General features: G+C 36.0%; 30 protein-coding genes and 1 riboswitch. Of the genes, 13 read left to right on the top strand and 17 right to left on the bottom strand.

Annotation, left to right across the window (positions count from 1 at the left end; all coding sequences use genetic code 11):
- Nucleotide 1 precedes the first annotated feature (1 nt).
- On the bottom strand, nucleotides 2–523 hold the full coding sequence (locus tag BC6307_RS03345; protein ID WP_066416773.1) for a YbaK/EbsC family protein: 522 nt from the start codon (nucleotides 521–523) through the stop codon (nucleotides 2–4).
- 75 nt (nucleotides 524–598) lie between these two features.
- Entirely contained in the window at nucleotides 599–2017 is a 1419-nt protein-coding gene (pdxR, locus tag BC6307_RS03340) for a MocR-like pyridoxine biosynthesis transcription factor PdxR (RefSeq protein ID WP_066416775.1), read from the bottom strand.
- Between the two features lie 112 nt (nucleotides 2018–2129).
- On the opposite strand from pdxR, the gene BC6307_RS03335 reads away from it, so the two are divergent.
- The 5 genes from BC6307_RS03335 to BC6307_RS03315 all read left to right on the top strand — a co-directional run bounded on the left by BC6307_RS03335 (nucleotide 2130) and on the right by BC6307_RS03315 (nucleotide 6301).
- Nucleotides 2130–2819, top strand: coding sequence for an aspartate/glutamate racemase family protein (locus tag BC6307_RS03335; protein ID WP_066416777.1), 690 nt, complete (start codon nucleotides 2130–2132; stop codon nucleotides 2817–2819).
- Between the two features lie 149 nt (nucleotides 2820–2968).
- Nucleotides 2969–3352, top strand: a complete 384-nt coding sequence (locus BC6307_RS03330) for a DUF6944 family repetitive protein (RefSeq protein ID WP_066416780.1) — start codon at nucleotides 2969–2971, stop codon at nucleotides 3350–3352.
- A 106-nt stretch (nucleotides 3353–3458) separates the two neighbouring features.
- The gene (locus BC6307_RS03325; RefSeq protein WP_066416782.1) at nucleotides 3459–4649 is read left to right on the top strand and encodes a chromate transporter; all 1191 of its coding nucleotides are present in this window, start codon (nucleotides 3459–3461) and stop codon (nucleotides 4647–4649) included.
- Between the two features lie 115 nt (nucleotides 4650–4764).
- A complete protein-coding gene (locus BC6307_RS03320; protein WP_066416785.1) occupies nucleotides 4765–4947 on the top strand; it encodes a hypothetical protein in 183 nt (60 codons plus the stop codon).
- Nucleotides 4940–6301, top strand: a complete 1362-nt coding sequence (locus BC6307_RS03315) for an amidase (RefSeq protein WP_066416787.1) — start codon at nucleotides 4940–4942, stop codon at nucleotides 6299–6301. The genes BC6307_RS03320 and BC6307_RS03315 overlap by 8 nt, the downstream gene beginning before the upstream one ends.
- Nucleotides 6302–6666: 365 nt before the next feature.
- Here the strand turns inward: BC6307_RS03315 and crcB are convergent, their stop codons facing one another.
- Together crcB and BC6307_RS03305 are read right to left on the bottom strand one after the other, a co-directional pair.
- Nucleotides 6667–7044, bottom strand: a complete 378-nt coding sequence (crcB, locus tag BC6307_RS03310; protein WP_066419479.1) for a fluoride efflux transporter CrcB — start codon at nucleotides 7042–7044, stop codon at nucleotides 6667–6669.
- Nucleotides 7044–7448 (bottom strand): fluoride efflux transporter FluC, encoded by a 405-nt coding sequence (locus tag BC6307_RS03305; protein ID WP_066419478.1) that lies wholly within the window; start codon nucleotides 7446–7448, stop codon nucleotides 7044–7046. Before BC6307_RS03305 ends, crcB begins: the two co-directional genes overlap by 1 nt.
- A gap of 126 nt (nucleotides 7449–7574) precedes the next feature.
- On the opposite strand from BC6307_RS03305, the gene BC6307_RS03300 reads away from it, so the two are divergent.
- The 4 genes from BC6307_RS03300 to BC6307_RS03290 all read left to right on the top strand — a co-directional run bounded on the left by BC6307_RS03300 (nucleotide 7575) and on the right by BC6307_RS03290 (nucleotide 9299).
- Nucleotides 7575–7898, top strand: coding sequence for an ArsR/SmtB family transcription factor (locus BC6307_RS03300; RefSeq protein WP_084380613.1), 324 nt, complete (start codon nucleotides 7575–7577; stop codon nucleotides 7896–7898).
- Nucleotides 7899–8081: 183 nt separating this feature from the next.
- The gene (locus tag BC6307_RS03295; RefSeq protein WP_066419477.1) at nucleotides 8082–8948 is read left to right on the top strand and encodes a permease; all 867 of its coding nucleotides are present in this window, start codon (nucleotides 8082–8084) and stop codon (nucleotides 8946–8948) included.
- Between the two features lie 17 nt (nucleotides 8949–8965).
- On the top strand, nucleotides 8966–9094 hold the full coding sequence (locus BC6307_RS25460) for a hypothetical protein (RefSeq protein WP_268874284.1): 129 nt from the start codon (nucleotides 8966–8968) through the stop codon (nucleotides 9092–9094).
- 1 nt (nucleotide 9095) lies between these two features.
- Nucleotides 9096–9299: a hypothetical protein gene (locus BC6307_RS03290; protein WP_066419476.1), complete on the top strand. Its 204-nt coding sequence runs from the start codon at nucleotides 9096–9098 to the stop codon at nucleotides 9297–9299.
- Nucleotides 9300–9369: 70 nt separating this feature from the next.
- On the opposite strand, the gene BC6307_RS03285 is transcribed toward BC6307_RS03290, so the two are convergent.
- The 4 genes from BC6307_RS03285 to BC6307_RS03270 all read right to left on the bottom strand — a co-directional run bounded on the left by BC6307_RS03285 (nucleotide 9370) and on the right by BC6307_RS03270 (nucleotide 13150).
- Nucleotides 9370–9591 carry a spore coat protein gene (locus BC6307_RS03285; RefSeq protein WP_066419482.1) on the bottom strand — a complete coding sequence of 74 codons (222 nt, stop codon included), beginning with the start codon at nucleotides 9589–9591 and terminating at the stop codon, nucleotides 9370–9372.
- A gap of 170 nt (nucleotides 9592–9761) precedes the next feature.
- Nucleotides 9762–11039 carry an MFS transporter gene (locus BC6307_RS03280; protein ID WP_066419474.1) on the bottom strand — a complete coding sequence of 426 codons (1278 nt, stop codon included), beginning with the start codon at nucleotides 11037–11039 and terminating at the stop codon, nucleotides 9762–9764.
- Between the two features lie 6 nt (nucleotides 11040–11045).
- Nucleotides 11046–11549 (bottom strand): winged helix-turn-helix domain-containing protein, encoded by a 504-nt coding sequence (locus BC6307_RS03275; protein WP_066419473.1) that lies wholly within the window; start codon nucleotides 11547–11549, stop codon nucleotides 11046–11048.
- Nucleotides 11550–11737: 188 nt separating this feature from the next.
- Nucleotides 11738–13150, bottom strand: a complete 1413-nt coding sequence (locus BC6307_RS03270) for a SpoVR family protein (protein WP_066419472.1) — start codon at nucleotides 13148–13150, stop codon at nucleotides 11738–11740.
- Between the two features lie 198 nt (nucleotides 13151–13348).
- On the opposite strand from BC6307_RS03270, the gene BC6307_RS03265 reads away from it, so the two are divergent.
- A complete protein-coding gene (locus BC6307_RS03265) occupies nucleotides 13349–14209 on the top strand; it encodes a sulfite exporter TauE/SafE family protein (RefSeq protein ID WP_066419470.1) in 861 nt (286 codons plus the stop codon).
- A gap of 26 nt (nucleotides 14210–14235) precedes the next feature.
- Here the strand turns inward: BC6307_RS03265 and mgtE are convergent, their stop codons facing one another.
- The 3 genes from mgtE to BC6307_RS03255 form a co-directional block, all read right to left on the bottom strand.
- Nucleotides 14236–15585 carry a magnesium transporter gene (gene mgtE, locus BC6307_RS03260; RefSeq protein WP_066419467.1) on the bottom strand — a complete coding sequence of 450 codons (1350 nt, stop codon included), beginning with the start codon at nucleotides 15583–15585 and terminating at the stop codon, nucleotides 14236–14238.
- A gap of 48 nt (nucleotides 15586–15633) precedes the next feature.
- Entirely contained in the window at nucleotides 15634–15756 is a 123-nt protein-coding gene (locus BC6307_RS25455; protein WP_268874283.1) for a hypothetical protein, read from the bottom strand.
- Between the two features lie 60 nt (nucleotides 15757–15816).
- Nucleotides 15817–15981, bottom strand: a riboswitch (M-box (ykoK) riboswitch).
- Between the two features lie 62 nt (nucleotides 15982–16043).
- Entirely contained in the window at nucleotides 16044–16370 is a 327-nt protein-coding gene (locus BC6307_RS03255; RefSeq protein ID WP_066419466.1) for a DUF3889 domain-containing protein, read from the bottom strand.
- A 176-nt stretch (nucleotides 16371–16546) separates the two neighbouring features.
- Between BC6307_RS03255 and BC6307_RS03250 the strand changes: the two genes are divergently transcribed.
- Nucleotides 16547–16807 (top strand): YhdB family protein, encoded by a 261-nt coding sequence (locus BC6307_RS03250; RefSeq protein ID WP_066419465.1) that lies wholly within the window; start codon nucleotides 16547–16549, stop codon nucleotides 16805–16807.
- A gap of 166 nt (nucleotides 16808–16973) precedes the next feature.
- Here the strand turns inward: BC6307_RS03250 and BC6307_RS03245 are convergent, their stop codons facing one another.
- The 5 genes from BC6307_RS03245 to glpK form a co-directional block, all read right to left on the bottom strand.
- Nucleotides 16974–17504 carry an NADPH-dependent FMN reductase gene (locus tag BC6307_RS03245; RefSeq protein WP_066419463.1) on the bottom strand — a complete coding sequence of 177 codons (531 nt, stop codon included), beginning with the start codon at nucleotides 17502–17504 and terminating at the stop codon, nucleotides 16974–16976.
- Nucleotides 17505–17598: 94 nt separating this feature from the next.
- The gene (locus tag BC6307_RS03240) at nucleotides 17599–18234 is read right to left on the bottom strand and encodes a response regulator (RefSeq protein WP_066419462.1); all 636 of its coding nucleotides are present in this window, start codon (nucleotides 18232–18234) and stop codon (nucleotides 17599–17601) included.
- Nucleotides 18231–19367: a GAF domain-containing sensor histidine kinase gene (locus BC6307_RS03235; RefSeq protein ID WP_066419460.1), complete on the bottom strand. Its 1137-nt coding sequence runs from the start codon at nucleotides 19365–19367 to the stop codon at nucleotides 18231–18233. The genes BC6307_RS03240 and BC6307_RS03235 overlap by 4 nt, the downstream gene beginning before the upstream one ends.
- Nucleotides 19368–19515: 148 nt before the next feature.
- Nucleotides 19516–21255 carry a phospho-sugar mutase gene (locus BC6307_RS03230; protein ID WP_066419459.1) on the bottom strand — a complete coding sequence of 580 codons (1740 nt, stop codon included), beginning with the start codon at nucleotides 21253–21255 and terminating at the stop codon, nucleotides 19516–19518.
- Between the two features lie 268 nt (nucleotides 21256–21523).
- Complete coding sequence (gene glpK, locus BC6307_RS03225; protein WP_066419458.1) at nucleotides 21524–23014, bottom strand: glycerol kinase GlpK; 1491 nt, start codon at nucleotides 23012–23014, stop codon at nucleotides 21524–21526.
- Between the two features lie 282 nt (nucleotides 23015–23296).
- On the opposite strand from glpK, the gene BC6307_RS03220 reads away from it, so the two are divergent.
- Entirely contained in the window at nucleotides 23297–23719 is a 423-nt protein-coding gene (locus tag BC6307_RS03220; RefSeq protein ID WP_066419457.1) for a DUF4395 domain-containing protein, read from the top strand.
- Between the two features lie 209 nt (nucleotides 23720–23928).
- The gene (locus BC6307_RS03215) at nucleotides 23929–24951 is read left to right on the top strand and encodes a LysM peptidoglycan-binding domain-containing protein (RefSeq protein ID WP_066419456.1); all 1023 of its coding nucleotides are present in this window, start codon (nucleotides 23929–23931) and stop codon (nucleotides 24949–24951) included.
- Nucleotides 24952–24984: 33 nt separating this feature from the next.
- Here the strand turns inward: BC6307_RS03215 and BC6307_RS03210 are convergent, their stop codons facing one another.
- Nucleotides 24985–26484 (bottom strand): bifunctional GNAT family N-acetyltransferase/carbon-nitrogen hydrolase family protein, encoded by a 1500-nt coding sequence (locus tag BC6307_RS03210; protein ID WP_066419480.1) that lies wholly within the window; start codon nucleotides 26482–26484, stop codon nucleotides 24985–24987.
- Nucleotides 26485–26660: the final 176 nt, after the last annotated feature.

The raw sequence follows: 26660 nt of genomic DNA, 5'->3' as shown, positions 1-26660 counted from the left end.
ATTATAAGGTTGATATTTTTTCGTTGTTTGAACGATTATTCTCTTCTGTCTCTTGCCATCCTTTACAAACATCAACCCAATCCTTCGCATATGAATATTCATATATCTCTTGGCAAGATAATTGGATGGCTGAGTTTGTACTTCCACATGCAGGATATAACGTCTCAAACCGCTTCATCGAAATATCTAGGTAAACATCTAATTCGTTAACTAATCCAAATGGGCAAACACCACCGATAGCATGTCCTGTTTGTTCTAGCACTTCTTCTGGAGAAAGCATCCGCGCTTTTACTCCGAACGTTTGGCGAAACTTTTTATTATCAATTTTAGCATCTCCAGCTGCCACTACTAAAACTGCTTTATCTTCTTTTCCCCTAAATGACAATGTTTTAGCGATACGAGCTGGCTCGACTCCAATAGTTTCAGCAGCCTGTTCAACTGTCGCACTCAACGTTTCAAACTCCATAATTTCCGATTCTTTATTCCACTTTTTAAAATGTTCTTTTACCCTTTCAATTGACACCTTAATCATCATCCTTCCAATGTTATCCTATTTAAAAACTATCACACTTTACTAATGGAAAGCAATGAAGATACATTACGGATGCTTACATTTAGATATAACGTTGAACAGAATCGAAACTCCCTCCTCTATCTCTTCTTCACGCAAACTACCATATCCTAATAGCAGTTTATTCGAATGGTTACCTTTATTAATAGCGTATTCCTCCACTGGGTAAACTTTTATTCCTTCACAATATAATTGCTGTAAAAGTTTCTTATCAAATTGAATAACTGGGAACTCAACGACTAAATGCATCCCTGTGTTTTCTCCAATTATCGTAAAATGATCAAAATATTTCTCTAAACTGTTTACAAGCGCTGTTCTTCTTCTTTGATAAATTCGCTTCATATTCCGAATATGTTTTAAAAAGTGCCCTTCTTTCATAAAACGAGCTAAAACAATTTGCTCTAAAGAAGAGTTGTGACGATCTGTGTACCATTTAAGCTTTCTAAAATCGGAAAGCAATTCATGAGGCAGTACAACGTATCCGATTCGTAAAGCTGGTGCTAATATTTTGCTAAAAGTTCCGACATAAATTACTTTTTCGGGTGCTAATCCTTGCATAGATCGAACTGGACTACCTTCATATGTAAACTCACTATCATAATCATCTTCCACAATGTAACAATTTTGCTTTTCCGCAAAATTAATTAGTTCAATTCTTCTTTGTATCGAAAGTGTTCCACCGAGAGGAAATTGGTGGGATGGTATAACAAATACAAAGCTTGGCTTCGCTTGAGGAATATTAGAAGGAATGATCCCTTGAACATCTGTATCTACTGGAATTATTGTTGCCCCATTATGTAAGAATATTTGCCTCATTTCGTCGGTTACCGGGTCTTCTACTATTACTGAATCTTTTTCTTCGGTTACTAATATTTTTGTAATAAGTGATAATGCTTGTGTAGCCCCAGATGTTATGACGATTTGATCTGGTACACATACAACACCTCTTGTAGTTTCTAAATAAGACGCTAACTCTTCTTTTAACTCTTCGTTCCCACTTTCATCCTGATAGCCAAACAACGAATCTGGAACATCGATACATACTTCCTTTACTATTTTTCCCCACACTTTTCTCGGAAAATGATCCATAGCAGGATTACCAGCTTTAAAGTCGATTATATTTTTTTTCGATGAGCATTTATTATCTGTCGGTGCAGGTTGTTTCGTATTTTGCAAATCTTTTTTTCTTAAATGGGAGATAGAAGTTCCAGATGCGATAAAGGTACCTGATCTTTGTTTTATATGTATATATCCCTCTGATTCTAACTGATGATATGCTTCTAATACAATATTTCTAGAAACTCCTATCGTTTTTGCTAATTCTCTTGAGGATGGGATTTTCTCATTTTCTTTTAAAACATTTTCTAAAATTCGCCATCTAATTTCTTCATACACTTGTTGGGTTAATGTTTTATCTTCGGAACGATCCACTTGAAACAACAGCATTACTAATCCCCCTCACAAACTGGTACTATAAAACATTTAGAAAAGTGGCACTATTAACAACCAGTATACCATGTTACGATACACGAAAATAGAATTACGGAGGGGACTTATTTTGAAAACAATCGGGCTTATTGGAGGCTTAAGCTGGGAATCAACGGCGGAATATTATCGAATCATTAATGAAACTGTTAAAGAACAATTAGGGAAGCTTCATTCTGCAAAAGTTCTTCTACATTCCTTTGACTTTGAAGAGATAGTGCAACTGCAACACAATGGACAATGGGATAAGGCTACTCAAAAAATGATTGCAGCAGGTAAAACGTTAGAAAATGGTGGAGCTGACTTTGTAGTTATTTGTACAAACACCATGCACATCATGTCCGAGGAGATGACGGATAACTTAAACATCCCCCTACTTCACATTGTTGATTGCGTTGGGGCCAATATTCAAAAGGAAAAAATTAAAAAGGTCGGGCTATTAGGTACAAAATTTACGATGGAGCAACCATTCTACCGCGATTTACTAAATGAAAAAGGAATTGAGGTTATTATTCCAGACGAGGAAGAACGCCAAATTGTACATGACATTATTTATCATGAACTTTGTAAAGGGATTATAAAAGAGGAATCAAAGGATATGTATTTATCCATTATTCATTCTTTAAAAGAAAACGGTGCGGAAGGAGTCATTTTAGGTTGTACGGAAATCCCATTGTTAGTTCAACAATCAGATACTCCAGTTCCATTATTTGATTCCACCGCAATTCACGCAATTGCTGCAGCAAAAGAGGCATTAAAATAAAAGAACGATGGCTGCTCTATTATTGAAGGGTAGCCTACTGTTTTTTATACACTGAAATAACTTCCTCCTTTGTACTCCCTTTAACCTTTTCCATTTCCCTTGAATAAGCTAAAGAAGAAAAATACTTCAAATGCCTTGAGGTGATACTATTGGCTAAAGAAACACATTCCCAACTAAATGAACAAGAAAGAGAAGAACTAATACTCTCTCTTGAAAAACAAATAGCTGCAGCAGTATGGTTACAAGCAATTGGAAATATCGCCGAAGCTATTTTAGTTTCCAAACTACTGCTTATTAAAGAAGAAGTACAAGGAGATACAAAAGTAGTTACTGGTATATGGGTACAAACTATTGGTCAAGTAATGGAAGCAATAGGCGTAACTAAACAAATTGAAGCAGTTGATCCTTCTATAGTTTTCGACGCTCAGCGGTTAACAATTATGGGAGACATTTTACAATCTGTCGGAGCAGCTGTGGAAGCAATTGGAGGTAAGCAAATTTTACAGAGCGAACAAGAAGGTTTTATCCCTTAATTTCGTGTATTGTAAAGATTATTTTAAATTTCCTTCACTTAAATTGCATTCATTTATACTGTTTGTTACTATTTTTTTATTATGTGTATAAAGGAGGTATTACTACTTGGAAAAACAAAACAAAGGACTAGCAACTCTCTTGGAGATTCTTCTAGTATCTACAAGACTAGGACTAACTTCATTTGGTGGACCAGTTGCTCATTTAGGCTATTTTCATAACGAATACATACAGAGAAGAAAATGGATGGATGACAAAAGTTATGCTGATTTAGTGGCACTTTGTCAGTTCTTGCCTGGACCAGCTAGTAGCCAAGTTGGAATAGGAATTGGAGTTATGCGTGGTGGAATTTTAGGTGGAATAGCTGCCTTTATCGGATTTACTCTCCCTTCCGTTCTTATATTAATTATTTTCGCATTACTTTTACATAATTTTGGTTTTGAAGATGCAGGATGGATTCACGGATTAAAAATAGTTGCTGTCGTTGTTGTTGCCCATGCAATACTAGGGATGGCGAAAAATTTAACTCCTGATGTTTCTAGAAAAGCGATAGCACTAGGGGCTATTGTCATTACTTTATTATGGCAAACGGCTTTTACACAAGTATCGGTCATTATAATAGCTGGAATTATTGGTTATCTAATATTTAAAGAGCAAAAAGTCCAAGAAGGTGCTGTTAAAGCTCTCTTCCCTATAAGTAAACGATTTGGATATATTAGTTTAGCAATCTTTTTTGGGCTGTTAATTGTTCTTCCGATTATGAGAGAAGTTACATCTTTAGAATCTGTTGCGATGTTTGACAGTTTTTATCGTTCCGGCTCCTTAGTGTTCGGTGGTGGACATGTCGTATTACCACTGCTCGAGCGTGAGTTTGTACCGACAGGCTGGTTGACTGAAGAACAGTTTCTAGCCGGATACGGAGCAGCTCAAGCTGTCCCTGGCCCTCTATTTACTTTTGCCGCCTACATTGGTGCTGTTATTAACGGTTGGCAAGGAGGTTTACTTGCTACTGTTGCGATTTTCCTTCCTGCTTTTCTACTCATATTAGGTACATTACCATTTTGGGATACACTACGTCAAAATGGGAAAGTAAAGGCCGCTCTAATGGGTGTCAATGCAGCGGTTGTCGGAATTTTAATTGCTGCTCTCTATCATCCGATTTGGACTAGTTCAATTCTTTCTGCCATTGATTTTGCTTTTGCTGCTGTGCTTTTTAGTATGTTAATGTATTGGAAGCTTCCACCGTGGTTAATCGTACTAACCGGTGCTGTTGGTGGATTCGTATTAACTTTGTTTTAATTAATGATGAAAGGTGCAGGATGTTCCCTGCGCTTTTTGTTTTTTCTTAAAAGACTCCTCCCAAAACTTCATTTAAATCATACAGTAATACTATCTGGGTATTAGGAGGTATATCATGCAGGAAATAGAAATCTCGTTACAAAAACACAATATTAGAGTTATAGAAAAAGATGTTCCTTATGTTCGTGAAATCGTATCTATCATTCACCAAGCTCAAGCTTCACTTGAAGAATTTCCAACGATTAATGAAGAGGTTCCGATTGTCGTTGTTGATCCAGAGGTGATAAAGTTTGACTGAAATTTATAAACTTACCGCTACCGAACTTGCCCCTCTCATAGAAACTAGAAAAATATCACCGGTGGAAGTTACCACGTCCATCATGGAACGTATAGAAAGATTAGATTCTACTGTTAATGCCTATATTACAACATTACCGGAACTAGCCAATCAGCAAGCAAAAAATGCGGAAGCTGAAATAATGAATGGAAGATATAAAGGCCCATTACACGGGATTCCGATTGGTATAAAGGACAACAAATATACGAAAGGAACTCTAACAACTGGTGGTTCTGCTTTATTAAAACAATTCGTACCAGATTACGATGCAACTGTCGTAAAGAAGCTACTCTGTGCAGGTGGAATTATGACAGGTAAGCTCAACATGCATGAGTTTGGCGGTGGAATAACAAATACGAACCCAGCTTACGGTAATGCAAGGAACCCTTGGAATTTAGAACATTCTCCAGGAGGATCTAGTGGAGGAAGTGGCGCAGCATTAGCCGCAGGATTAGTCACATTAACTACTGGCACCGATACGTTTGGATCAATAAGAGTTCCAGCTGCAATGTGCGGGATATATGGTTTAAAACCTACTTACGGTTTAGTAAGCTCATACGGAGTTGCCCCACTTGCATGGTCATTAGATCATATCGGCCCAATGGCACGGTCTGTTTCGGATCTTGCCATTATGTTAAATGAAATGGTAGGCTATGACCCAAATGATCCTGGAAGCATAAAAGCACCGAAGCCTGACTATAAAGAAAAATTGGTTAAAGACATGAAAGGTTTAAAAATTGGTGTACCTACTCTTTTCTTACAAGGTTTGGAGCCCGATGTGGAAATGAAATTTAAAGAAGCACTTTCCTACCTAAATAGTTTAGGAGTACACATTATACAATTGGATATTCCGGAGCTTGAACTTGCTACTTTTGCCAATTATGTGATAACGACTGGAGAAGCTTCAAGCTATCATTACGAAAGACTCCAACAAAACAATGAAGGTTTTGCTGATGATGTACGTATCTTTTTCCAGACTGGCATCGTAACGGACACCCCCCAATACGTTAGAGCACAGCAAGCTAGACGTGTAGTTGCAAACGCAGTTAAACAAACTTTTGAACAGGTAGATATTTTAGCAGGTCCAACTATTCCAATTGCTGCTCCTAAATTCCAAGAAGACATTGTCCCTTTTAATATCGAAATTACAAAAAAGTGCATGCCTTTTACTGCTCCAGCTAACGTGTCAGGAAATCCAGCACTTTCCATTCCAGTTGGATTATCCAGTAAAGGACTGCCAATTGGTATGCAAATTATCGGGAAGCATCTTGACGAAAAGTTACTTTTACAAGTAGGAGCCTTATGGGATAATTGAGGTGAGACAAAACTAAATTGATGATGATAAAAAACGAACTATCACAGGATTAGCGGAGGAAATATACGTAGACTCCAGCGGGAGGAAAGGCATAGGTGAGAAGATAGCAGTGCGAAGCACGAGGAGGCTCACCAGTACGAAAAGTGAAGGCGGCTCGCTCTGGCCCGACAAGCATAAGACAGACGCTGCAGTTGGGCGCTCTTTGCCCAACGGAAGTGACTGGCTTATGTCTCGAGGGCCAAGCCGCCGTAACTAGACACGCCCGCGGAAAGCGAAGTATATTTCCGGAGCGAGTTTTCCCTGTATATTTTTTGTTCAATTAAACTTTAATAAAAATTGTTATGTCCTAACCTCATTTAATCAATTTATCTACTTACCATAAATCCAATTAGAAAAATTCCAATACTACCGAAGATAGATAGTGAGAAATAAAGAATCGCCTTTTTATAAAACTTTTTTCGTATCAATTCTATTAACTCCATACTAAACGTTGAGAAAGTAGTGAAAGCTCCAAAAAAACCTATACCTAGTAATAAATATAGTAATTCATCATATGCGGCTGTTGGAATAGCATCATAGACCGCTCCAAAATACAATCCCAGCCCGAGTGAGCCCGTTAAGTTCACGATGAGCATCGCACTTGGTATGTACGGATGAGGGTATTTTTTCATAAAAAGTAACCCTATTAAATAACGTGAGACAGCTCCTGCCGCTCCACCTGCTCCTAATAGAACTAATTCCATTAATGATTCACCACTTTTCTTTTCACCTCGGATTCTCCCCACTTACTGCCGAGTATTAATCCTATGAACCCTAAAGTTATTCCAGCGAACAACGATACAAATAAATAAACGAAGCTATGAAGCAAACTGGAGTCCATGTACAACAGTAGTGTGTCTGCAGCTAGTGTTGACATCGTCGTAAATCCACCACAAAACCCAACTCCAATTCCTGTTTTCACCCAATCTTTCGTTCTTTTATGTATTAACCAGCCTGTAAACAAACCTAATAAAAAACTTCCTACTATATTTTCAATGACTGTTGCAATGGGCAAACCAATCCACAACGAGTGCATATTTAATAGTCCTCGACCTATCGTCCCTAATGCACCACCAATAGCAATGGCAATAATATTTTTATAAATCATTTCGTTTCTCCTTTGAAACAAACTTAATATACAACATAAATTATATCAGACAGTTTGACATTTCCATGAAATACTTATACATTTTAATTATCCATCAAAAAAAATTGATTAAAGAAGGTGTTGTCAGTGAAAAAAGAAATAGATTTGCAAGAAACACCGTTAGAAACGGTTTTTGAAGTGTATGAAAGTAAATTTAAGGCCATTGCGGATAAGCAAAGACTCCAAATAATGAATTTACTTACCCAAAAGGGGGAAGTGAATGTAAACGATTTAGCCCAATTAGTGAATATGACACAGTCCAAATTATCTTATCATTTAAAAATCCTTCTTGACGCTAACCTTATTGTGAGGGAAACAAGAGGTACATGGAATTACTACAAATTAAATCAAGAGGAAGTTAACCATCTATTGTCGGCAGAACTTTGTTGTTTATTTCGACCGACTTGTTAAAAAAATAAATCAATTTTTTTTGATATATCCATTGACAGATGAAAATATTGGATATATATTAAATACATCAAGAAAATTTGATTTAACAACTAAGAATCCTACTTTTATTTTTATATACTTAATCAATTTTTTTTGATTAATAAATCAACTTTTTTTGATATTAGATAAAGGTGGGGATTACGTATGATCGTACAAACGTTAAAAGACTTTTTATTTATTGCTTTAGAATTAACGATTTTATTTATTGGCATTTCATTTCTTATCAGTCTTTTGCAATGCTTTATACCTTTTGAAAAATTAGAGAAGAAATTAGCAGGGAAAAACAAAATAATTGCTGCCTTCGGGGCTGTATTATTTGCATTTATTACACCGTTTTGCTCATGCTCCACAATACCAGTCGTAGTAAATATGCTTAAACGAAAGCTACCTTTTGGAATTGTAATGATTTTCTTATTTTCATCTCCTGTACTGGATCCAACAATTATTACCATTATGGGAGTTATACTCGGATGGAAAGTCGCTATTATTTACACAGTAGTAACAACTTTTTTTTCGATTGTTATCGGTTTTGCGCTTGAATCCTTCGGTTTTGAGAAATATGTGAAGAATGTCATTATGTCTGGTTATGATGAAAAAGGAAAAAGATTCAACATTAAAGAAGCTTTTAAAGACACTGTTAGTTTAATAAAAAGCGTATTTCCATATCTTCTTATTGGTGCTGCTATCGGTTCCATCATTAACGGCTTAGTACCGACCGAGTGGATTTCCAATACTTTCGGTTCAGACCATTGGTGGCTTATACCCCTTGCAGCTGTTTTGGGAATTCCTTTATATATTAGACTTTCTAGTATGATCCCAATATCACAAATATTAATTCTGAAAGGGATGGCACTCGGTCCAGTAATGGCGATGATGATTAGTTCTGCAGGAGCGAGCCTACCTGAAGTCATATTATTAAAGTCCATTTTCAAACAGCAGTTAGTTATTACCTTTGTTATAGCTGTTATTACGATGTCAACATTTGCTGGCTTTATCTTTTATTTAATATAAGGAAGGGATGATTTTACATGTTATCACTATTTAGAAAAGCTACTAAAAAGGAAAAAAAATGCTGTTCCGTAGAAATAAAAGAAGTTAAAACTGAAACGAAAGACGATAAGAATCTAAGCAAACTTGCTGTTAAAGGAAGTGAGTAAAATGACTGTAAATCATGGTGGAACGCTAGGAATAGACTTCTTTGTTGCTTATATAAAATTAATAATGAACTCACGAAGATGCTCATTTGAGGAGGCAAAAACAATCACACTTGATTTGTTCTTTAACAGGAACGAAAATCAGTTTGGAAAACAAACATACAACCACTTTTTGCTAGCCTTTGAGAAAATAACAGAAAATCAATAGAATAATAAAGGGATAACCCTTACGTACAATCGTAAAAGGTATCCCTTATTTCATCTTTTCTTAAACTGTATTACCAATAATAAGGATATGGATATGGTGGATAAGGCGGATAGTAATATCTAGGTGGCGTTAATAATGCACCTGCTGCTAATCCTGTTAAAAATGGAAAACCGAAACCGAATCCAAATCCTGGAAACCCAAAACCGAAACCAGGTCTACCAAAACCAAAACCTGGACGACCAAAACCGAAGCCCGGTCTACCAAAGCCAAAACCTGGACGGCCGAACCCCATTCCAAAAATTCTCGAATCTGCTGGATTATAATTTACATCTTGATAATTAGACAACACTTTTCAACTTCCTCCTCATTTGTTGAATGTTTTACTGTCTTCCATAAAGATTATGCTAATTATCAATAAAGTTCTTGGGCGTTCAACCTAATATAGAGGAAAAATATGAGATATTAGCGGATTTTTGCCACAACAGTCGGTAATGGCTTTTTCATAAATGTGGTTTCTGTAACATCCTCTGACTTTGGGAGCGATCGAGTAACCTTATCCAATATCCAAAAGACTCCAACGAAAAATACGATTACCCCGCTTACAAAAATTATATATACACTTCCAACTACTACACCTAATACGCCACCAATAAGGGACCCTATCGGCATTGCGATACCACTTAAACTAAAAGATGCAGAGAACACTCTTCCTAACAAATGTTTTGGTATTCCTCTTTGTATAAAAGTATTAACTAAAATATTCGTAACCCCACCTGGGAACCAAGCTAGACCGTAAATTACAATCATTAACCACGTCCATGGGCTAAAAACCGATATTGCCCACAAAATACCGCTTATAATAAATGCAGTCGCATAAACCTTTCCGATTCCAAACTTTTCTAACTTCAGATACGGAGTCAATAATGCTCCACTAATACTTCCTAGTGCTTGTGCCATCAATAACAGGCCAAAAATTTCTGCCCCGCCTTGTTGTTTACTGAATTCTGGTAATACAACAAAAGTGGCACCACCTACTAGATTAATAGCGATGATTCCTAACAATAATCTAGAGAATGTCTTATTAAGAAGTATACTAATACCCTCTTTTAGCTCCACACCATACTTTTTAAAATGTACTATAAATGATTCATCACTTTTTTCTTTTCTTTGTGGTTTAGGTAATTTTATTAAGGAGAATAGTATAGCCCCCATTAAAAACATAACAGAGTCTATAAGATATATAGAAATTGCGCCAATTGTTACAAGTAATACGCCGGCAATTGCATTGCATCCGGTTTCAATTCCTTGATAAGCAAAAGTGAAAAGCGAATTTGCTTTTGTTAGGTCTTTTTTTTCTACAATTTTAGGTAAAGACGCCATTTGAGCAGGGTAAACTAACATATTAAAAGTTGTTATGATAGGAGAAATAATTAAAACGAGTGTAACTGTTATTACGTCAAAGTAATGCGCGATTGGAATGATTAACAAAAGAATAGATTGAATGCACTGTGTCATAATTAATAAGGGACGAATTGGTATTCTATCAATAAATGGTCCGGCAAAAAATTGAACAAACCTCGGTATGATAGTAAGGAACCCAGCCAAACCAGTATAAAAAGTAGAGCCCCCTAATTCAGAAACTAACCACATGGCCGCGACTGCATACATTGTGTCCCCAATATTTGTTACAACTCTCCCTAAAAACATGTATAGAAAATTTCTATTTAAAAGTATACTCATAGGTTGTTAATCCCCATATTCTTCACTTTTTAGTTCTGTAGAGACTATTTTTACACCGATACTGTATTCCTCTGTTTGTGTCCCGTCGCTTACAGAAGTTTTCATTACCCAGTTCTCAAGAAACTGCTTAAATTCTTCTTTTATTTCGTCTTGTTGTTGAGGAGTTAAATGTAATCGAAGGCTTAAAGCGGTAGAATCTTTTGAAAGATAGTTATCTTTTAACACTGGGTCAACCTGTGTATCTCCTACTGAGTTAAACCACTTTGCTTTTGATTTATAATACTTCTCTATAACTCCCCCAAACTTCCTTTCTTCCACAAGCTCGATTAATCCACCTTCATATAATTTTTTCATATGATAATGTACATTTCCACCTGTTTCTCTTAGCAGATCCGCTACTTGTTTAGAAGTTTTTGGTTTATCAATTAACTGACCAATTATTTTAATTCTAAGTGCATTTCCAAGTAATTTTGCTTGTTCAACTGATACATTTAATGAATTATCGTTCATGAAAATCCCCCTATCATAATTAATCTATTTTTTTAGATTATCAATCTGCAAATATAGATTATCACATTTTTAAACAATTGTATATACTTACCAATAAATTAATGTTGCTACTGATTTTATGATTAAATTACAGTGCTCACTTTAATTTACCAATAAAAAAAAGCCACTGATTTCTCAGCAGCTCATCTTTATATATACTTCCTCTGCACGGTCTTCCCATCATAGAAGAACACTACATTTTTCCCTTCAATAACCGATTCCATATGCACTGGTCTTCCCCATAACTGATAAATGTATGGTAACACTTTTTCCAAATATTTTAAGTCAAGCTCAATTCCTTCAAACCAATGTTTTAAATAGAGTTCTCCAGCTTTCATGTAGTCGCCATCATTTACTGTAATATATGGAAAACCTCCATTTACCCGCATGTTCACTAATTGGTCGCGAACTTGCACCCACTCTTTATCAACAATTTTGTAGTCTTTCCCTTGCTTTTGGAATAAGTACATATCTTCTCTTAAAACAAGGTCTTTCGTTAAATAGTTACGAATAAACGAAATATCCGATTCGATTTCACGCACCTCGAACATTTTTTCACGACCGGAACCTGGCTCTACTCCATCCTTTTTCATGTCCTCTGTTGGGTTGTTGTAACGTTCTTCGATATCTTCAAAGATTTTCAATCCTAAATAATAAGGGTTTATGCTAGTACGTGATGGTTGCACAACGCCCGCATTTAGTTTAGCGAATTCCACCGCCTCGTCACTCGTTAAGTCCATTTCACGTAAGATGCGTTGATGCCAGAAGGAAGCCCAGCCTTCGTTCATGATTTTCGTTTCTAGCTGTGGCCAAAAATAGAGCATCTCCTCCCGCATCATCGTTAAAATATCCCGTTGCCATTCTTCTAGTTCTCGACTGTATTGCTCGATAAATAATAAAATGTCTTTTTCAGGCTGGGGCGGAAGGCTCTTCTTCTTTCTTCTCGGCTTTTCCTTCGGTTTGTTACGATCGTCTAATAACCAGAGATCGTCATAAATAGAATGCTTATGTGGAGCTTCCTCCTCTTCTAAATCTTCTAAACTCCAGGCAAGTTTTGGTCGTACTAAGGACGGGTCAATATGCTCTTGAATGGAAAGGACAGCATCTAGAAATGTCTCGACTTCTTTTTTGCCATATTCATGCTCATACTGTTTTATCCGTTCAGCAGTGGCCGCCATACTTTCTACCATGTCTCGTTTCGTATTTTGGAAGCGACTATTATTTTTAAAGAAATCACAGTGAGCTAAAACGTGCGCAACAATAAGTTTATTTTGAATTAACGAATTGGTATCTAACAAAAACGCATAGCAAGGATCCGAGTTGATGACGAGCTCATAAATTTTACTTAACCCTAAGTCGTAATGAAGCTTCATTTTATGGAACTGTTTTCCGAAACTCCAATGAGAAAATCTCGTTGGCATTCCGTACGCTCCGAATGTGTAAATAATGTCAGCTGGACAAATTTCATATCTCATTGGGTAAAAATCTAAACCAAAGCCTTTTGCTATTTCTGTAATTTCATCGATAGCGTAAAATAACGCTTTTTCATCTTCCGGTCTCATCTCACCCTCTCCTTTCCTCTTACAACAATGTATGAACAAGAAGTCGATAACATGAAACTTTCGTTATTGAAATAATTTAGCTTTACAAATAATAAGTAAAACCATTATTATATTCGCCTTAACGTTTCGTAAAAAAATATATAAAAGACGGATACTATTTACTGTAGTGGTATACTTTCTATAGAGAGGAGTGTATTCATGGATTATGTCCTTTTAATTGTAATCGGCTTTTGCATTAGTATGCTTTCTGGTTTTTTCGGCATAGGTGGTGGATTTGTTCTAACACCACTGTTATTACTTTTAGGATTTAGCCCTATTGAAGCGATCACAACTAGCTTATTTTATACGATTGGTTCTTCTATCGCAGGAATGTATGCCCATTACAAATTAAAGAATATTTTATGGAAAGAAGCTATTATTGTCGGAATTAGTGGAGCTATTGCTACTCAGGTAGCCTATCCGTTTGTACGGTGGCTAGAGAGCAACAATTTGGATACGACTGTTATTCCAACATTTTATTTAATTCTCTTAACTTATTTCTCTTATAGCATGTTAAAGAAACAAAAAAATGTCACAAGCAAGACGTCAGTAGGAGCTAGTAAGTGGAAGTTAATCATATTAGGAATAGGGGCAGGATTTCTTTCCACAACACTCGGAGTTGGTGGTGGCTTTTTCTTAGTTCCTTTGCTTATTACTTTTTTCGGATTGCCTTCTAAAAAAGCGGTTGCGACTAGTTTAGTAGCAGTATTTTTCATCGTCTCTACTGGTTTTGTTACATATGTAGTAAATACACCAATACAATGGGAAGTCGCATTCTTTTTAGTTACCGGGGCTTTGTTAGGCTCTCCTTTAGGAGCAAAGGCTACGTCTTTTTTCCAACAAAAAAGGATTCAACATTTACTTGGATTTCTTTATATCACCACATTTATTAGCTTGGCATTAAAGTTAATTCAGCTCAACACTGTCGGCTTTTGGATTCTTTCCATCTATACTCTGTTTGTTAATGTACTATTATTAGTTCGGCTTTTTAAACAAAAAAGGTTAGCAGCAATAACGTGAAAAAGCTAGGGAGGCTCCCTAGCTTTTTACAATAAAAGTGCTGTTGCTATACCAAAATATATAAATAAAGAGATAATATCATTTAACGTAGTAATTAGTGGACCTGATGCAATCGCAGGGTCTACATTTAGTTTATATAGAATAAGTGGAATAATTGTACCTGCTAACGTACCAATTATTAATGTACAAAGTAAAGATATTCCAACAACGACGCCAAACATTGGGTCAGGTAACCATACCCAGGCAATAATCGCAATTAAAATACCACAAGTAATTCCGATAATAATTCCAACACGAAGTTCCCTTAAAACTAATCCAACTGCAACTTTCATATCCATCTCACGCGTAATCAATCCACGTACTACAACAGCAAGTGACTGTGTTCCAGTATTTCCTGTCATTCCTGCAATCATTGGCATGAAAAAGGCTAAAGCAACGACAGCTTCTAATGTTTCTTCAAAGTTACTTATAATACTTCCTGAAATTAAACCAATAAATAGAAGTAAAATAAGCCAAGGCAATCTTCTTCTTGATGCTACCCATGCTTTCGTATCAAAATCAATATCTTTACCCGATGCAGAAAGCTTTTCAATATCCTCATTCGCTTCTTGCATTACAACGTCGATGACATCATCGACCGTAATAATACCGACAAGCGTACCATCTTCTTCAATTACCGGTACAGCAAGAAAATCGTAACGGCCAATGATATTAGCTACTTCTTCTTGGTCGGTATCGGCTGAAACAGAGATAACACGACTAAACATAATATCTTCAATTTTTTCGTTCGCATCCGCTAATATTAAATCACGGTACGATACAACTCCTACTAGTTTCTTATCTCCGTCAATAACATATAAATAGTTAATTGTTTCAGCGATTTCCGCAAAACTTTTTAGCTTTGCCACTACTTCCATAACCGTGTAATGTTTAGGAATCCAAACGAAGCGGTTTGTCATAATACGACCAGCAGTTTCCGCTTCATACTTCATTAAATCACGTACGGCAGTTGATTCCTCTTCATCCATTTTAGAAAGGAATGCTTCTTTAATTTTTGGCTCCATTTCATGGAAAAGCGTCGCAAGATCATCGTTATCCATCATATCCATTATTTTGGCTGATTTCTCAACACCAATTTTTTGGAATACTTGGAGCTGTAAATCTTGTGTTAACTCTTGAATAAATGATGTAAGCTCTTCATCGGACATGTATGACAAGAATCTTACTCGATGTTTTTCTGGTAATTGCTGATAAATGGAGGCAACGTCATATGGTTGCAGCTCATCTATTATTTCTTGAAAATCTTTCCGTTTACCCTCTTTAATGTACTTAATAACATTGATGATGATTTCATTTTCTGTTAAATTTTTCACCATGTTCTTCCCCTCCTTTTCAAATATGATAAAGGATGTTTAGAACTTTTATTATTTCCTCATCGAGAGATGAATATGAAAATAAATATGTTCGTTACGATCCTTTATGCTCCTTCGACTTGGGCCGATATCCATTTTCATAACCACCTCCATCTTTCTTATACCCTCTTTCATGCAAAAAACCACCTTCTATTTGAATGAAGGTGGTATACGCGCACAAAAATATAGAACGAACTCATCCCCCATTCGTAGAGCTTTAGCACTGTGTGGCATAGGGAAAATCCCAGCTACATTAAAGCCACCTTATATCGATGGTCCCTGTTGACCCGTTGGCGTCTTTGGACGTTTCTGGGCAGCAGCGTATCTCCAACACAGGAGCCTCACCTAACGAAGGCATATATAGGTTTTTCTTCACACCTAATACTCTACATCGAGAAAAAACACTTTGTCAATGCCTTTCCTTACCTTTTTTCTTCAAGTGATAATTGTTTTAAAAGTTTTGTCTTTTTATCGAACACTAACGTAACAACTACTTCAAATTCATCTTGGCCATTACTCCCTACTAATTTAAACGTATCTTTTGCTTCTTTTTCCGATAGTTCTTCACGCCCCACATAAGTATAATCTTGAAATTCTACATCCGCTCCGTAACTTTCCTTCGCAACTTCAACAGCAATTCTTCCCCACTTCTCATAATCATTACTTTCTTGTGCAAAAGCAACGTTTCCGACCATCGTTATTAATAAAGTAGCAATAAATAATGATGCAACAGCACTTTTCTTCATCATGTTTGGCCTCCCACTCTTTTTTTTCATTATTATTTTGCACCTTATCCCATCATTTGATTACGATAATTTTATACGTAAGAAACTGTTTGGCGATTAGACCAACATTTACAACGTGAAAAAAATTAAATAAGCGGGCAATATAATATCAACTCCTTCACAAAGGAGGTATGGCGGAGATGAACACGATTGACTATGATCGTGCATTATACTACACACACCGATCAGAATGGGATAACTTACTTATCCTTATGGTTCGCACAAAAGATGATTTTCTTTCCAAACATATTGAACACTTTTTACATTCGTATAACTTTTCCCGGGATCATCAAGTTATCGAACAAAACCTTTACCAGTTGCTGAGATATATCGATCATGCTGTTCAAATTAATACAACACACTATGATGAAGAAACAAGTCACGATTACGTGAATATGTAGGAAGGCGCTTAGCCTTCCTTTTTTTTATTTGTTAGACATTTGAATGAGGGTAGGGTTTTGCTCCGCTGAAATTTATGCTGACTTTTCCCCTCTGTTGAACCACATTCCGAAGTTCATTGCACTACTTTTGTAAACAAAAGAAAAAAACACCCTAAAAATAGGATGTTTACTTTTGCTCAACGTATTGATGCATTTTGTAATATAGCTTTAGTTCATCTATAACACCTTTTACAAGTAACTTACTGTCATCCGTTAACGTATAATTTTCACGATCAAAACAGTGTGGGTCTAATACTAGCTGCTTAGGTATAACATTTGCATAAACCCCACGACCTACTGTGCGCATGTTTGTTAGGGCATTGATTCCCCCTTTTCCTCCTCCAGCTACTGCGATTAATCCTACAGGTTTATGCGCAAACTGTTCATTACTTAAAAAATCTAAAGCATTTTTTAATGCACCACTCATGCCAGAATGATACTCTGGGGAAGTTAAAATAACAGCATCTGCTTTTTTTACTGTATCTCGCAAAGCACGAACATGCTCTAATTCTCCTTGATATTCTTCTCCGTTATATAAAGGCAACGTTTCTTCGCTAAGGTCAATTATTTTTGCATTGAACTCCTTTTCGATAAACGTAGCTAAAATTCTCGTTCTTCCAGATTTACGTGGACTTCCGTTTATTACTACTAATTGCATCATTAGCCACTCCTTTCCAATATGTCCAGTATAACAATCATTCTTAAAGTATTTGTATAGGTAAGAGGACATGAATCATTTTAGGTCAAAAGCTTTAATCGTTCAAATATTTAACAGCAAATAACGCTGCTTGTGTTCGATCCGCTAGTTCTAGTTTCGCTAATATATTTGAGACGTGGGTTTTAACTGTCTTTTCTGTAATGTAAAGACTACTTGCAATTTCTTTATTACTTTTCCCTTTACATATCTCGTGCAAAACTTCTAATTCTCTTTTTGTTAATTCTTTTAATTTTTTTTGAGGTGCGTCGTGTTCATTCGATAAGTGAGACATTACGTGATACGTTACTTTTGGATGAAGCTGACTTTCCCCCCGATATATAGCACGAATAGCTGCACTTAACTCATCAGGCTCTACATCCTTTAATTGATAGCCTGCAGCCCCTGCCTGGATAGCTGGAATAACATGGTCTTGATCGGCAAAGCTTGTTAGTATTAATATTTTTATGTGAGGATGTTTTCCCACAATAATTTTCGTGGCCTCTATTCCATCTTTTACAGGCATTTGTAAGTCCATTAATATGATGTCAGGGTTTAACTCGTCAGCGAGGTTAATTGCTTCTGCACCGTCTTTTGCTTCTCCAATTACTTGAATGTCCTTTTGTGTTTTCAAAAAAAAGTGTAAACCTCGACGAACAACATGATGATCATCAGCAATTAAAACTTTAATCATTTCATTCCCTCCTTCACAAATGGAATGGTTACTTTTACGGTTGTACCGGCACCAAGCTTACTCGTTAAACTAAATGTACCTTGTAAAATTTCCGCTCGTTCTTTCATACTCGCTATACCTAATGATGGAAAGTCCTCCATATTACTACATTCAAAACCATCACCATTATCTACAATCGTTAATGTTACTTCATCTTTTTCTTTTAAGACATGCATAGTAACCTTTTGAACATTTGCATGCTTTTTGCAATTATTTAACGCTTCTTGTCCGATTCGCCACAGGCATTCTTCCATTTCACTTGGTAAATCTAAAACACCTGTCACATGTGCGTCGACCTCAATACTTAATACTTTTCCATAATGGAGCAAGGCGCTAACTAAACCGTTTTCCAATCCTTGAGGACGAAGTTGCCAAATGAGCCCTCTCATTTCGCTCATCGCTTCTTGCGATAATTCTTGCATATAATTCAACATTTCTAAAAGTTCAGGATTCTGCGTCATTTCTTTCGTACCACGTACTGTTAGCATTAGAGAAAACAATAGTTGATTTACGGAATCATGAAGGTCTCGGGCTAATCGGTTTCTTTCAGCTACAACAGTAAGGCGCTGTTCATTCTCTGTTAATTTAATTCTTTTAATCGCTGTTCCGACTTGATACGCTACCGATTCTAATAGTGCTAGTTCTCCGTCCGTGAATTGTGTTTTATTTGGAGAAGCAACGTTTAACAAACCAAACTTCTCCGCCCCTGCCGTTAATGGCACTGTTGCGTGGTGGGTAATTCCCCTCGTATCTCCCCATTGATTTTCAACGGCATCCTCTAATCGTTTACATTCCATAATGTTCGTTGCTTTTTGAAGAGCTCCACGATTATATTTGTTGACACACCAGCAGGAACCTTCACACATCACTTTCTTTTTATTATTGGATAACGCTTCTGGTAATTGATAATCAGCCGCGAGTTGATACGTCCGTTTTTCTTCATCTATTAAAAAAATCCAGCCCGTTTCTAACTTCATAATAGCTAAAAGCTCTTTTAATACTTCGAAAAGCATCGTTGATAATTCTGTTGCTTGATTTAAAGATTCTGCAATAACTTTTAATGCCTTTAACTCACTTATTCGTTGATCCTCCACTTCTCCCTAAACCCCTTTACCCATTTGTTATTTCTATTATAGCAATCCTTACCACTGTTTTAACTTATAAAATAGTCGAGTTTTTCCTAAGACTTTAGACTGAAAAAGAGGCCAGAATAGTTCTGACCTCTCTTACGTTTACAACATACTATTTTAATAATTGATTTACTTTTCCCATTACATCAGTTGCAATACTCTCTAGTTTTTGTTCGCTTTGAGCTAATGTGTCGGATTGAACACCAAAGTAAAATTTAACTTTCGGTTCTGTACCTGAAGGGCGCATACATACCCATGATCCATCCTCTAAGAAATATTTCAATACATTAGAAGTTGGTAATTGAATTGTACTTTTTTCTCCAGTTTGAACATTTACCTTTTCTTGTTTACTATAGTCCTCTGTTACATTAACTGTTAAACCTGCAAATTCAGTCGGAGGTTCAGCTCGGAACGTTGCCAGTAAGTTCGCAATTTGTTCTGCTCCATCTTTTCCTTTCAATGTAAGAGAACGAAGTCCTTCTAAATAATAGCCATATTTTTCATATAAGCTCATTAATGCTTCATATATTGTTAACCCTTGTTTCTTATAGAAAGCACATATTTCTACCGCCATTATTGCAGCTTGTACAGCATCTTTATCACGTGCAAAGTCTGCGATTAAACTTCCGTAGCTTTCTTCATAACCAAATTGGAATGTATATTCGCCTGTTTCTTCATATTGTTTAATTTTTTCCCCAATAAATTTAAATCCAGTTAACGTATCAACCGTTTTCACACCAAAACTATCGGCAATAACTCTACCAAATTCAGATGTAACAATTGTTTTTAACATAACTCCATTGTTTGGCAACAAGCCTAACTGCTTTCTTTCTGATAATAAGTAATGTAAAAACAGTGCTCCTGTTTGGTTACCAGTTAAGATAACATATTCACCGTGCTCATTTTTCACAGCAATACCTAAACGGTCTGCATCTGGGTCTGTTGCTATAAGTAAGTCTGCGTCTATTTCTTTTCCGTCACGAATAGCTAATTCAAAAGCAGCATGCTCTTCTGGGTTAGGTGATTGAACAGTAGAAAAGTTAGGGTCTGGAACTTCCTGTTCTTTTACAACATGAACATTTTTATATCCAAGCGCCTCTAATCCCTGTCTTACGGGAAGGTTTGCTGTTCCATGAAGTGGTGTAAAGACAACTTTTACTTCTTCTCCCATTTCTGCTGCAAGCTCCGGATGTAGCGTAATTGTTTTTAGCTGCTGTAAGTAGGCAGAGTCCACTGGTTCACTAATAATTTTAATTAATCCTTTTTCGATTAACTCTTCTTTAGAAGCAACTTCTATCGTTAATTCGTTTTCGACTTCATTTACTTTTTCAATTACCTCATCTGCTTCTTGAGGCGGTAATTGACTGCCGTCCGGACCGTAAACTTTGTAACCGTTGTATTCAGGAGGATTATGACTTGCAGTAACAACAATACCTGAAAAAGCATGGAGATAACGAACTGCAAACGATAGTACTGGTGTTGGACGTAAACTCTCAAATACATACGTTTGGATCCCATGGCTAGCAATCGTTTTAGCTGCTTCCATCGCAAATTCTGGCGATTTATGTCTACAATCATAGGCAATCACAACCCCACGATTTTTTGCTTCCTCACCAAAAGAAGCAATATATTTAGCAAGACCTTCTGACGCCTTTCGAACTGTATAAACATTCATGCGATTTGTTCCTGCACCGATTTCTCCACGCATGCCTCCTGTTCCAAATTCTAAGTTTTTATAAAACGCTTCTTCTTTCGCTTTATCATCTTCACTCATCGCTTGTAGCAGTTGTTTCATTTCATCGTCTAAATTTGTATGCTTTTCCCATAATTCGTACTTATCAGTCCAACTCATTTTACTTCCTCCATTTCATTACTAATCAATATGTACTTTTTCTTTATTTCTAGTTTAATTCCTGCTTATATTTAATGACAAATAATGCAATCCCCATCATTATACTAAAAAAGTGTCAATTATTGAATGGAGATTTGTCTTTACTTGTTTATGTACAGCTTCTACTGATTACCTTCTTTTAACTATATAAAAAAAGAACAAACTAACAGACACAAGTAAATTATACTTGAATATGTTAGTTGTTGTTCTCTCTCCTCATCAAAACCGTTTACTTAAAAGCCATAGCAGCATTTACTGCCTTTTTCCAACCTTCATATAGAGATTGTTGCTCCTCTACCTTCATACTAGGTTTAAAGGAACTATCAACCTTCCATTGTTCTGCAATTTCCTCCCTACCTTTCCAAAACCCAACTGCTAAACCTGCCAAATAGGCTGCTCCTAGTGCTGTAGTTTCATTCACTACGGGGCGTTCTACAGGCACTTGCAACACATCGCTTTGAAATTGCATTAAGAAATTATTTTTCACAGCACCTCCATCGACACGCAACGTTTTTAACGTTATCGATGAATCTTGTTCCATTGCACTTAGTACATCTTTTGATTGATATGCTAACGACTCTAACGTTGCTCGAATAAAATGGTCCTTTGAAGTACCTCTCGTAATGCCGAATACAGCCCCTCTAACATCACTGTCCCAATATGGTGTTCCTAGTCCTACAAAAGCTGGCACAACGTAAACACCTTCCGTAGAAACAACATTATTGGCATATTGCTCTGACTCTTCTGCGCTATGTATTAAGTTCAATCCATCACGAAGCCATTGAATAGCCGCACCTGCAATAAATATACTTCCTTCTAAGGCGTAAGTAACTTTGCCATCTAAACCCCATGCAATTGTCGTTAATAAACCATGATGGGATTCTACTGGCTTTTCTCCTGTGTTCATTAGCATGAAACAGCCAGTACCATACGTATTTTTAGCCATACCTTCTTCAAAACAAGCTTGACCAAAAAGAGCTGCTTGTTGATCCCCTGCAACTCCGGCAATCGGTACTTCTTTTCCAAAGAAGTGATAATCAGCTGTAAGGGCGTATATTTCAGAGGAAGGGCGTACTTCTGGTAACATAGAAGCGGGTACCGTAAACATGTCAAGGAGCTCTTCATCCCATTTTAATTCATGAATGTTATACATTAACGTTCTAGATGCGTTTGAATAATCAGTAACATGAGTTTTCCCACCAGATAGTTTCCAAATAAGCCAACTATCTATCGTTCCAAATAGTACTTCTCCTTTATTTGCTTTTTCCCTTACCCCATCTACGTTGTCTAATATCCACTTTACTTTAGTTCCAGAAAAATAAGGATCTATTAACAAACCTGTTTTCTTTTGAACTCTATCCTCATATCCTGCTTCTTTCAGTTCATTGCATATTGAGGTTGTTTGTCTAGATTGCCATACAATTGCGTTATAGACAGGCTTGCCGGTTGCTTTATCCCATACGACGGTTGTTTCCCTTTGGTTTGTAATGCCAATACCTACAATTTGGTCCGGTTTTACTCCAGATTCAGAAAGACATGAAGCTATACATGATAATACGCTACTCCAAATTTCATTAGCATTATGTTCTACCCAACCACTTTTCGGAAAATATTGAGTGAATTCACGTTGAGAACTATAGACAATTTCTCCACTTTTGTTAAAAATAATTGCTCTCGAACTAGTTGTTCCTTGATCTATTGCTAAAATAAATTTTTCCACATTTACTCTCCCCTTGCTTATATTGTTTTTTCTATCATGAAAAATAAATTATGTAAGGTTTTTTATCATCATATGGTGGACTATTCCTAGTAATGCCACAAAATGGTGTGAATAGCACTAGACTAAAAAGTTCATTTGTCCGTCAATCAGTAACTATTTCCATTTTAAATTGGATAGCTACAAGTAACAACAACTGTAATGATAATAAGTACATAAAAGTTGAACAATACATATAAGTGCGAGTAAAATATAAGTATTCCGATATAAGTAGGTGTATTTAGTATGAATAAAACTGTTCCGATACCATTAGTTACGCTAAATCAATGGTTTATCTTCATTATTGTTCTTCTTTCATTAAGTACGGGGTTATACAATCTATTATTGCTTCCCTTTATCACTGGAATAATCGGGTTGTTGTTTAAAAAGAATCCTATTATTTTAATTGGATCACAATTTTTAAGAAAACATAAATCTTCCTATCCTCAAGAAGAAATCGCACAACTTCAATTTAATCAAACAATTGCAGTTACATGTTTAGGGATTTCACTTATTGGCTTTAATTTTGGAATTCCGACACTTGGATTCATCTTTGCAATCATGGTAGGTCTAGCCGCTCTTGTTGCAAATTTAGGCTTTTGTGTTGGATGTTTTATACGATTTCAATGGCAGCAATATCAATTTAAAAGACAACAAAATAACGGATAGTGAAGAGCTGCTAAAAAAATAGCAGCTTTTTACCTATTTTTTATTGAATCACCTCCTTCCAAAATACCTATTTAAATCATTCCTCTAAACAGAAAGACTCATTTTAAAAATCAACCCCAATAAACACTTAACCTCTTCCGAAATAGTTGGTGGATTATTCGACAAATTTTGCTAATAAGTCCATAAATTTCACAAGGGAGTTGGAAAAGTTGGAAAAAGAAAAAAAGCTTATTACAACATCTAGAAAGCAACGCATTCAAAAATCAAAAGTACTAGAAAGAAGAAGAAAGAAAAGGAAAGTTACAAGTTTTATTATTGCAGGTATTTTAGCTGCTAGTGCTTTCATAACATTTGGAACAACCCATATGTTAGCCGATAAGTCGGTAGGCAATCATAAAGTAGTACAAGGGGACACTCTTTATTCTTTATCAAGAACTTATGGAGTCTCTGTAAAAGAATTAAAAGAAACTAATAACTTACAAACTGACACGATTAAAGTTGGACAAACATTAAAAGTACCAGCAAAAGAAAACGTTTCCGGTCATAATAGCACTCATTCTCATATTGTTAAAAACGGTGAAACACTTTATTCTATTGCTAAAAGGTACGGCATTACAGTTCAACAATTAAAAAACTACAACGGGTTGCAAAACAACATAATTAAAGTTGACCAAACTTTACAAATTCCGAAAACAACTCACGTAGTAACGAAAGGTGATACTTTATTTTCAATAGCAAGAAAAAATGGGTTAACTGTAGATGAATTAAAGGCAGCAAACAACTTAACTTCTTCGACTATTTATGTAGGTCAAACATTGTCATTAGTGAAAAATTCAACTAGCCAACCAAAAGGCAGTCAATCTGTTTTTTATGGAGAAAAAGTAGAAAGTGGAACATATACAGTTGTACCAGGAGATACATTGTGGAATATTGCGAAAAGATTTCAAATTTCCGTTGAATCACTGAAAAAAACAAACAATATGAAAAATGATTACGTTCTAATTGGCCAAAAACTAACGATAAAAGCTCCTAACTTATATAAAGTAGATGCTGATGTTGTCGGGGCAATTGATAATAGCACGATTGAATTACTAATAAGTGGTTATGACGAACCTGTTGTCCTAAGAGTGGCGTATGGGACTGGAAAAGCATTCGACCTCTATAGCGGAGCAGTAATCACTATCATTTATCAAGATTCCGCTAACCCCTCATTAATTGAATATCGATTTTAAAGAAACAATAGAAAGCTCTCAAAGAAGAGCTTTCTATTGTTTATATTTTATGGAATAAATATCTTTTCGTCTGTCTTTTAGTTGACGTACTGTTCCTGACTGTCTTTGTCTTCGTAATATTTCTAAATCTACATCACCTATGACTACCATTTCTATATTGGCATTACATTCTCCTACTATTCCATCACGAGCAAATTCAAAATCAGAAGGTGCAAATATGGCTGACTGTGCATATTGAATATCCATATTTTCCACTTGTGGTAAATTACCACATGTTCCTGCGATTACGGTGTAAATTTGATTTTCAACCGCTCTTGCTTGCGCACAATAGCGAACCCGTAAATAACCTTGGCGATCTTCTGTATTAAACGGACAAAAAATAATATTGGCACCTTTTTCTGTTGCAATTCGAGCTAACTCTGGAAATTCGATATCATAACATATTTGAATGGCAATCTTTCCACAATCAGTATTGAATACTCTTACTCGATCTCCTCGACTTATTCCCCACCATTTACGTTCATTAGGGGTAATGTGAAGTTTATATTGTTTTTCAATCGTACCGTCACGGCGAAATAAATAAGCAATATTATATATTTTTTCATCCTCTTCAACAAAATGCGAACCACCGATAATATTAACATTATATTTAACGGCTAAATCCGTAAATAATTGAATGTATTGTTCAGTAAATGCTGTTAAACGTTGCACCGCTTTACTCGGAACTTTTTCATGTAAAATGGACATAAGTTGTGTCGTAAAAATTTCTGGGAAAACCGCAAAATCTGATCCTGCATCCGAAGCAACATCCGTATAATATTCCACTTGTGTTGCAAATTCTTCAAAAGAATTAATTTGCTTCATTTTATATTGGACAACACAAATCCGTACTGGAAAGGAGGTTTTAAAGTGTCGCTTAGACACTGGAACAAAATCTACGTTATTCCATTCCATCAACGTAGCATATTTATTCGACGCAACATCATCCGGCAAATACCCAGGATTAATTCTCATTAATGTAAATTCATTTAACAATTGAAAAGAAAGTACCGGATCGTAAATTTTATGGCGCATTACTTGTCTGACATATTCCCGTGGCGTCATATCTTGCTCGTATTTATGATAATTAGGAATCCGCCCACCGATGATAATACTTTTTAAATTTAATCTTCGTGCTAAGTGTTTTCTAGCTTCATATAAACGATGCCCTACCTTCATACGGCGAAAATCTGGATGGACCATTACTTCAATTCCGTATAAATTGTATCCATCTGGATTATGGTTTGTTATGTAACCTTCATCGGTAATGTCATCCCACGTATGCCGATCATCATACTCATCAAAATTAATAATAAGGCTGGAGCAAGAACCAATTATTTCACCGTCATACTCTGCACAAAATTGTCCTTCTGGGAAAATGGATAAATGACTCTCTAATTGATCCTTTGTCCATGGAATCATTCCTGGAAAGCATGTATGTTGCATCGTAATTATCCGTTCAATATCCTCTTCTTCCATATTCCGAATAATCATTTTCTTTTCAAACTTTGATAAATCTATTTTTGACAAAACCGTCCATCTCCTTTATTTGTCCAAACTATCTACTACTTTTTATTTTCCCTAACTTCAGTATTCCAAAACTCATTCGATTACTATGCTGAATAGTTCATGTGAAAGTGACAATAATAATGGGAAAATGTACCTTCAGG

The organism is Sutcliffiella cohnii (genome assembly GCF_002250055.1).
In the GTDB taxonomy this organism is placed as follows: Bacteria; Bacillota; Bacilli; order Bacillales; family Bacillaceae_I; genus Sutcliffiella; species Sutcliffiella cohnii.
This window is presented reverse-complemented; position numbering and strand designations above follow the sequence as displayed.